Source organism: Streptomyces sp. UNOB3_S3, from assembly GCF_020740895.1.
In the GTDB taxonomy this organism is placed as follows: Bacteria; Actinomycetota; Actinomycetes; order Streptomycetales; family Streptomycetaceae; genus Streptomyces.
Genome location: NZ_JAILXP010000364.1, coordinates 1 through 7,063, shown reverse-complemented (window position 1 = coordinate 7,063; position 7,063 = coordinate 1). Strand labels below are relative to the sequence as shown.

General features: G+C 73.1%; 2 protein-coding genes. Both read left to right on the top strand.

Annotation, left to right across the window (positions count from 1 at the left end; all coding sequences use genetic code 11):
* Positions 1-4,498, top strand: a 4,498-nt coding sequence (locus tag K6I33_RS28860) for an SDR family NAD(P)-dependent oxidoreductase (protein WP_275126800.1), incomplete at its 5' end; no start/stop codon positions are given.
* A 97-nt stretch (positions 4,499-4,595) separates the two neighbouring features.
* On the top strand, positions 4,596-7,063 hold a 2,468-nt coding region (locus tag K6I33_RS28850), incomplete at its 3' end, for a type I polyketide synthase (protein ID WP_229357481.1).

Here is a 7,063-nt window from a genome sequence, read left to right as displayed (position 1 = left end):
CACCGTCGTCGCCGGACCCCTGAACCAGATCGAAACGGTCCTCGCCACCTGCGAGACCGAAGGAATCCGCGCCCGCCGCGTCCCCATCGGCTACGCCTCCCACACCGCCTACACCGAACCCATCCGCAACGAACTCATCCAGATCCTGGACGGCGTCCGTCCGCAAAAGGCCTCCATCCCGTTCTACTCCACGGTCGAGGCCGCCCCCGTCGACACCACCACCCTCGACGCGACGTACTGGTACAACAACCTCCGCCAACCCGTCCGCTTCCACGAAACCATCGAGCTGCTCCAGACCGACGGCTACACCCTCTTCATCGAATCCAGCGCCCACCCCGTCCTCACCCCCGTCCTCCCCGAAGGCACCACCGGCATCGGCACCCTCCGCCGCAACGACGGCGGCCTGCGTCGCTTCCTCACCTCCACCGCCCACGCCTTCACCCACGGCGCACCCATCCACTGGCCCGCCGCCTACACCGACACCGACGCCCACCACACCGACCTCCCCACCTACCCCTTCCAGCGCCAGCGCTACTGGTACGAGCCCCGGTCCCGCCGCGGCGATGTGACCTCCTTCGGCATGTCGGCGGTCGACCACCCCCTGCTCGACGGTGGAGTGGAACTGCCCGACGGCGGCGGGTACCTCTACACCGCGCGTCTCGGCGCCGAGACCCAGCCGTGGCTGCGGGAACACACCCTGCTGGACTCGCCGTTGATGCCGGGCGCCGCCTTCGTCGACCTCGCGCTGTGGGCCGGCCGCCGGGCCGGCTGCGAGCTGGTCGAGGAGCTGATGTTGGCCGCGCCGCTGCTGCTGCCGGAGAGCGGTGCGGTGCGGCTGCGGCTCGTCGTCGGCGCGGCGGACGGCGACGGGCGCCGTTCCGTCACCGTGCACTCCCGGCCGGAGACCGGCGAAGCGCAGCCGGAGCAGCAGGAGTCCTGGACGCGGCACGTCCAGGCGACCGTTGCTCCCGCCGACGAGGCGCAGCCCGGTTCCCTCCCCTGGGCGGAGGGTTCACCGGTCGCCGCCACCACCGCCTTCCGCCCCGCCGACTTCTACGCGTCCTTCGCCGAGCGCGGCTACACCTACGGCCCCCTCTTCCAGGGCGTCAAGGCGGGGCACGACGACGGCACCGCGGCCTACTCCGAAGTGGCTCTCCCGGAGGGGGCCGCGGCGACCGGACCGGACCGGTTCGGTATCCATCCGGCGTTGCTGGACGCCGCGTTCCAGACGATGAACCTCGGCTCCTTCTTCCCGCACGACGGCCAGGTCCGGATGCCCTTCGCACTGCGCGGCATCCGCCTGTACGCCACCGGCGCCGAGCGCCTGCGGGTGCGGGTCACGGCGGCCGGGGACGACGCGGTACGCATCGAGGGTGTGGACGAGGACGGCCGGCCGGTCTGTGTGATCGACTCGCTCGCCGTACGGGCCGTGCCCGCCGAGCAGTTCCAGCTGCCGGGCCGCCCGGCACAGGGCCTGGGTGACGGCATGCTGCACCGCGTCGAATGGCCGACGCTTTCCCTGTCTTCCGCCGGCTCCCCGGCCGCGCCGCGCTGGACCCTGGTCGGCGAGGACGTCTTCGGGCTGGCGGAGGGGCTGGGCGCGGCCGACGTGCCGTTCACCGTCGTCACGACCCTCACCGACGCCCTGAAGGGCGCCATGAAGGACGGGGAGGACGACGACAACGTCTCCGGCGTGATCGCCGTGTCGGTCCCCCGCTCCCCCGCCACGGACCCCGCCGCCGTACGCGGCGCCGTGCACAACGCCCTCGCGCTCCTGCAGGAGCTGCTGGCGGCCGATACCGGTCGGCGCCTGGTGTTCGTCACCAGCGGCGCGGTGGCCACCGGGCGTGGCGACCGGCTACGGGACCCGGTGGCCGCGGCGGTGTGGGGCCTGGTGCGGTCCGCCCAGTCGGAGCAGCCGGACCGCTTCGTCCTGGTCGACGTGGAGGAAGCGAAGGAAGCGAAGGAAGCGGAAGAAACAGAAGAATCGGGCTCGGTGGACGGCGCGGCCCTGGCGGCCGGGCTGGCCTCCGGCGAGCCGCAGATGGCGATCCGGGCGGGGAAGGTCCGGGTCCCCCGGCTGGCGACGATGCCCGAGAAGGACGCCGAGGCGCTGCTGCCGCCGGCCGGCGCCCGCTCCTGGCAGCTGGTCGGCGGTTCCGGGACGCTCTCGGAGCTGACGCTCGTACCGACCGCGGCGGACACCGTGCCGCTCGGCCCGGGCCAGGTGCGGATCGCGGTGCGCGCGGCGGGCATCAACTTCCGTGACACGCTGATCGCCCTGGGCATGTACCCGGGCGAGGCCGTGATGGGTGCCGAGGGTGCCGGCGTGGTCACCGAGGTCGGCCCGGAGGTGAGCGGATTCGCCGTCGGCGACCGGGTCCTGGGCATGTGGACGGACGCCTTCGCGCCGTATGTGGTCGCCGATCACCGGATGGTGGCGCACATGCCGCGCGGCTGGTCGTACGCCGAGGCCGCCTCCGTACCGGCCGTCTTCCTCAGCGCCTACTACGCGCTCAAGCACCTCGCCGGGCTGCGACCGGGCCAGTCGCTGCTGGTGCACGCGGCGGCCGGTGGCGTCGGCATGGCGGCGGTGCAGCTGGCCCGCCACTTCGGCGCCGAGGTCTACGGCACCGCCAGCCCGGGCAAGTGGGACGTGCTGCGGGCGCAGGGCCTGGACGACCGGCACATCGCCAACTCCCGGAACCTGGACTTCGCCGGGCAGTTCCTGGAGGCGACCGGCGGGCGCGGCGTGGATGTCGTGCTCAACTCCCTGGCAGGCCCGTTCGTCGACGCCTCGCTGCGGCTGCTGCCGCGCGGCGGGCAGTTCGTGGAACTGGGCAAGGCGGATGTGCGCGAGGCCGAGCGGATCGCCGCCGAGCACCCGGGCACCGGCTACCGGGTGCTGGAGCTGATGGAGCACGGCCCCGGGCTGATCGGCGAGATGCTCGCCGAGCTGCTGGAGCTGTTCGAGCGGGGCGTGCTGCGGCTGCTGCCGGTGGCCCCGTACGACCTCCGCAACGCCCGGGAGGCCTTCCGTACGCTCAGCCAGGCCGGGCACATCGGCAAGCTGGTGCTGACCATGCCGGCGGCCTTCGACTCCCACGGCACGGTGCTGATCACCGGCGGCACCGGAAACCTGGGCGGCACCCTCGCCCGGCACCTGGTCACCGAGCACGGCGTGCGGCATCTGCTGCTGATGAGCCGGCGCGGCGCGCAGGCCGAGGGCGCCGGGGAACTGGTCGCGGAGCTGCGCGGCCTGGGCGCCTCGGTGACCGTCGCGGCATGCGACGCCGCCGACCGGACGGCGCTGCGCGAGCTGCTGGCCACGGTGCCGGCGGAGCACCCGGTCACGGCCGTGCTGCACGCGGCGGGCGTCCTGGACGACGGCGTCGTCACGTCCCTCACCCCGGAGCGGATCGACGGGGTGCTGCGGCCCAAGGCCGATGCCGCCCTGAATCTGCACGAGGCGTCCCTGGACCCCGGCCTCGGGATGGATCTCTCGGTATTCGTGCTGTTCTCGTCCGTCGCCGCCCTGCTCGGCGGCCCGGGCCAGGGCAGCTACGCCGCCGCCAACGGCTTCCTGGACGCGCTCGCCCAGTACCGGCGCGACCGGGCGCTGCCCGGCCTGTCGCTGGGCTGGGGCCTGGCGGGCAGCGGGCAGCTGACCGCGCACCTGGACACCGAGGAGTTGCACCGGCGGATGGCGCGGGGCGGTCTGCTGCCGCTGTCGGGTGAGCAGAGCATGGCGCTGTTCGACACCGCGCAGCGCGTCGACGAGGCGTTCCAGGCGCCGGTGCGCCTGAACGTCGCGGCCCTGGCGGCCGGGGGGAACGTCCCGCCGGTGCTGCGGGACCTGCTGCCTGACGGGGCGGGCAACCCCGGCCGGGGCAGCGGCGGCGCGTCCCGCCCGGCGCCGGGCGCGGCACCGGCGGACGGTGCCGAGGCCCTGGCCGAGCGGCTGTCCCCGCTCGGCGCGGCCGAGCAGCGGGAGCTGCTGCTGGAGACGGTACGGACCCACGCCGCCGTGGTCCTCGGGCACACGGAGCCCGAGGGCATCCTCGGCGAGCGGGCGTTCAAGGACCTGGGCTTCGACTCGCTGACGGCCGTCGAGATGCGCAACCGGCTCGCCGCGGCGACCGGGCTGCACCTGGCCGCGACCTTGGTGTTCGACCACCCCACCCCGGCGGCCCTCGCCGAGCATCTGCGCGAGCGGCTGGCCCCGGAGACGGCACCGGCGGCGCCGCTGCTCGCCGAACTGGAAAGCCTGGAAGCGGTGTTCAAGGGGCTGGCCGCGGGCGATGTGGCCTCGCTCGCCCCCGACGACATCACCCGCCGGGAGATCGCCGCCCGTCTCGCGGCACTCGGCTCCCGCTGGAGTGCCCTCCAGGGCGACGGGGCGCCGCAGGAGGAGGACCGTTCGATCGTCGAGGAGATCGACACCGCCGACGACGACGATCTCTTCGCCTTCCTCGACGAGAAGCTCGGCGGCTCCTGACTGCCGCTCCTGCCTCCCCTGCCGCCTCCGGCTCCCCTGCCGCCCTGCCGGCCCCTGGGCCGCACCGACGACTTTTGACCAACGGGTGATGTGAACCATGACGAACGCAACCGAACAGAAACTGCGCGACTACCTCAAGCGGACCACCACCGAACTCCACCGCACCACCGAGCGCCTGAAGGACATCGAGCGCCGGCAGCACGAGCCGATCGCGATCGTGGGGATGGGTTGCCGCTTCCCGGGCGGGGTCACCTCGCCCGAGGGCCTGTGGGACCTGGTGGCCTCGGGCACCGACGCGATCTCCCCGTTCCCGGTGGACCGGGGCTGGAATGTGGCCGGGCTCTACGACCCGGACCCGGACGCGGCCGGGCGCACGTACACCCGTGAGGGCGGGTTCCTCCACGACGCGGGCGAGTTCGACGCCGGCTTCTTCGGCATCTCGCCCCGCGAGGCCCTGGCCATGGACCCCCAGCAGCGACTCCTGCTGGAAACCTCCTGGGAAGCACTGGAACGCGCCGGCATCGACCCGCACACCCTGCGCGGCAGCCGCACCGGCGTCTATGTGGGCGCCTGGAACGGCGGCTACACCGATGAGGTCCGCCGCCCCAGCGCCGAGCTGGAGGCGCAGATGCTCACCGGCGGCGTCGTCAGCTTCACCTCCGGGCGGATCTCCTACGTCCTGGGCCTGGAGGGCCCGGCCGCCACCGTCGACACGGCCTGCTCGTCCTCGCTGACAGCCCTGCACCTGGCCGTACGGGCGCTGCGGCAGGGCGAGTGCGATCTGGCGCTGGCCGGCGGCGCGACGGTCATGGCCACCCCCGGCGTCTTCGTCCGCTTCGCGCGCCAGCGCGGAGTGGCGGCGGACGGCCGCTGCAAGGCGTTCGGCGACTCCGCCGACGGCTTCGGACCCGGTGAGGGCGTGGGTGTGCTCGCGGTCGAGCGGCTCTCGGACGCCATACGTAACGGCCGTCGGGTGCTGGCGGTGGTGCGCGGTTCCGCCGTCAACCAGGACGGGGCCAGCAACGGCCTGACCGCGCCCAGCGGCCGGGCCCAGGCCCAGCTGATCCGGCAGGCCCTGGCCGATGCGCAGCTCACCGGCGACGCCGTCGACGCGGTGGAGGCGCACGGTACGGGGACGAGGCTGGGCGACCCCATCGAGGCGCAGGCGCTGCTCGCCACGTACGGCAAGGGGCGGGTGGCTGGAGAGCCGCTGTGGCTGGGCTCGTTGAAGTCCAACATCGGACATGCCCAGGCCGCCGCGGGTGTGGGTGGGGTCATCAAGATGGTGATGGCCATGCAGCACAGCGAGCTGCCCCGCACCCTGCATGCCGAGCAGCCCTCCACCGAGATCGACTGGTCGTCGGGCGCGGTCGCCCTGCTGAACGAGCCGGTGACCTGGCCGCGCGGCGAGCGCCCGCGCCGGGCGGGCATCTCGTCCTTCGGCGTCAGCGGGACCAATGCCCACGTGGTCCTGGAGGAGGCTCCGGAGCCGACTGCGGCAGACGCGCCGGAGAGCGTACGGGCGTTGAGCCCGGTGCCGGTCGCACTGTCCGGGCGTGACGCCGGTGCGCTGCGGGACCAAGCACGGCAGCTGACCGACCGGGTGGCTGCGGCGGACCTGCTGGATCTCGGCTACGCCACGGCCGTATCACGGTCGGTGTTCGAGCACCGGGCCGTGGTGCTGGCCGGGGATGGCGCTGCGCTGCGGGCCGGGCTGGAGGCGATCGCCGCGGACGAACCGTCCGCCGATGTCGTGTCCGGCGTCGCCACGAGCACGGACGGAAAGACAGTGTTCGTGTTCCCCGGGCAGGGGACGCAGTGGGCAGGCATGGCCGTCCCACTGCTGGACGAGTCACCTGTTTTCGCGGAGGCCATGGCCCGCTGCCAGGCGGCACTGGCCGGGCTGGTCGACTGGAAGCTCACCGACGTCCTGGCCGACGAGGACGCCCTGCGCCGCGTCGACATCGTCCAGCCCGCCAGCTTCGCCGTCATGGTCTCGCTGGCCGAGCTGTGGAAGTCCATGGGCATCGAGCCGGACGCTGTCATCGGCCACTCACAAGGCGAAATCGCCGCCGCTGTTGTCGCCGGTGCACTGTCTCTGGAGGACGGAGCCCGGATCGTCGCCCTGCGCGCCCAGATCATCGCCCGCAAACTCGCCGGACACGGCGGCATGGCCGCCATCGCCCAACCCCCCACCGAAGTGGAAACCCGCCTCGCCAAGTGGGACGGACGCCTGCACATCGCCGCCATCAACGGCCCCACCGCCACCATCATCGCCGGAGACCCCGACGCCCTCACAGAACTGGTCGCCGACTACGAGGCCGAAGGGATCCGGGCCCGCACCATCGCCGTCGACTACGCCTCCCACTCCACCCACGTCGAAACCATCCAGAACGAGCTTCTCCAGGCGCTGGACGGCATCCGCCCCCAGTCCTCAACCATCCCGTTCTACTCGACGGTCGAAGCGGCCCCGATCGACACCACAGCCCTGACCGCCGACTACTGGTACCGCAACCTGCGCCAGACCGTCCGCTTCCACGACACCGTCCAACGCCTCCAGACCGA